Below are 1,665 nucleotides of genomic sequence, written 5' to 3'. Positions count from 1 at the left end.
ATAGCGGGCTGTTTCACGACTCTTTCAAGTCAATTAGGCGCCTGGAAATGACCTACTCTCGCATGGGGAGACCCCACACTACCATCGGCGATACTGTGTTTCACTTCTGAGTTCGGAATGGGATCAGGTGGTGCCACAGCTCTATGGTTTCCAGACAAATTTGTTTATCTAACGCACTATTCTTGATGCATTAAATAATAATTCGGAAAGCTGATTGCTTTTACTCTATCAAGAGTCTTGAATTCAACAAGTACACGGATGTACTTGATGTCATAAACGCATGGAGCATTTTATGACCACTGTTTAAGCGCCTCATTCTAATACTAAGTCGTATCAGTAAAACCCATCTGGGTTGTATGGTTAAGCCTCACGGGTCATTAGTACAAGTTAGCTCAACGCCTCACAACGCTTACACACCTTGCCTATCAACGTAGTAGTCTCCTACGGCCCTTTAGAGAGCTTAAAGCTCTAGGGATGACTCATCTTAGGGCTCGCTTCCCGCTTAGATGCTTTCAGCGGTTATCGATTCCGAACGTAGCTACCGGGCAATGCCATTGGCATGACAACCCGAACACCAGCGGTTCGTCCACTCCGGTCCTCTCGTACTAGGAGCAGCTCCCTTCAATCATCCAACGCCCACGGCAGATAGGGACCGAACTGTCTCACGACGTTCTGAACCCAGCTCGCGTACCACTTTAAATGGCGAACAGCCATACCCTTGGGACCGACTTCAGCCCCAGGATGTGATGAGCCGACATCGAGGTGCCAAACACCGCCGTCGATATGAACTCTTGGGCGGTATCAGCCTGTTATCCCCGGAGTACCTTTTATCCGTTGAGCGATGGCCCTTCCATTCAGAACCACCGGATCACTATGACCTACTTTCGTACCTGCTCGACGTGTATGTCTCGCAGTTAAGCTGGCTTATGCCATTGCACTAACCGTACGATGTCCGACCGTACTTAGCCAACCTTCGTGCTCCTCCGTTACTCTTTGGGAGGAGACCGCCCCAGTCAAACTACCCACCAGGCACTGTCCTCAACCCCGATAAGGGGCCAGAGTTAGAACATCAAAACTACAAGGGTGGTATTTCAAGATTGACTCCACTCAGACTAGCGTCCAAGCTTCAAAGTCTCCCACCTATCCTACACATGTAGGTTCAATGTTCAGTGCCAAGCTATAGTAAAGGTTCACGGGGTCTTTCCGTCTAGCCGCGGGTATACGGCATCTTCACCGCAATTTCAACTTCACTGAGTCTCGGCTGGAGACAGCGTGGCCATCATTACGCCATTCGTGCAGGTCGGAACTTACCCGACAAGGAATTTCGCTACCTTAGGACCGTTATAGTTACGGCCGCCGTTTACCGGGGCTTCGATCATGAGCTTCTCCGAAGATAACCCAATCAATTAACCTTCCGGCACCGGGCAGGCGTCACACCGTATACGTCATCTTGCGATTTTGCACAGTGCTGTGTTTTTGATAAACAGTTGCAGCCACCTGGTATCTGCGACTGCCGTCAGCTTAGGGAGCAAGTCCCATCACCAACAGCAGCGTACCTTCTCCCGAAGTTACGGTACCATTTTGCCTAGTTCCTTCAGCCGAGTTCTCTCAAGCGCCTTGGTATTCTCTACCCGACCACCTGTGTCGGTTTGGGGTACGATTCCC

2 rRNA genes (1 of these 2 only partly in view) are annotated in these 1,665 nt (G+C 50.4%); both read right to left on the bottom strand.

Annotation, left to right across the window (positions count from 1 at the left end):
- Positions 1-39: 39 nt before the first annotated feature.
- Positions 40-155: ribosomal RNA gene (gene rrf / locus H5181_RS20065) — 5S ribosomal RNA — on the bottom strand.
- Positions 156-356: 201 nt separating this feature from the next.
- Positions 357-1,665: ribosomal RNA gene (locus tag H5181_RS20935) — 23S ribosomal RNA — on the bottom strand (it continues 1,638 nt past the right edge of the window).

This window comes from Shewanella sp. SG44-2 (assembly GCF_014164215.1).
GTDB classification, from domain to species: domain Bacteria; phylum Pseudomonadota; class Gammaproteobacteria; order Enterobacterales; family Shewanellaceae; genus Shewanella; species Shewanella frigidimarina.
Note: the sequence above shows the minus strand (reverse complement) of the source record. Positions and strands in the feature narration are given on the sequence as shown.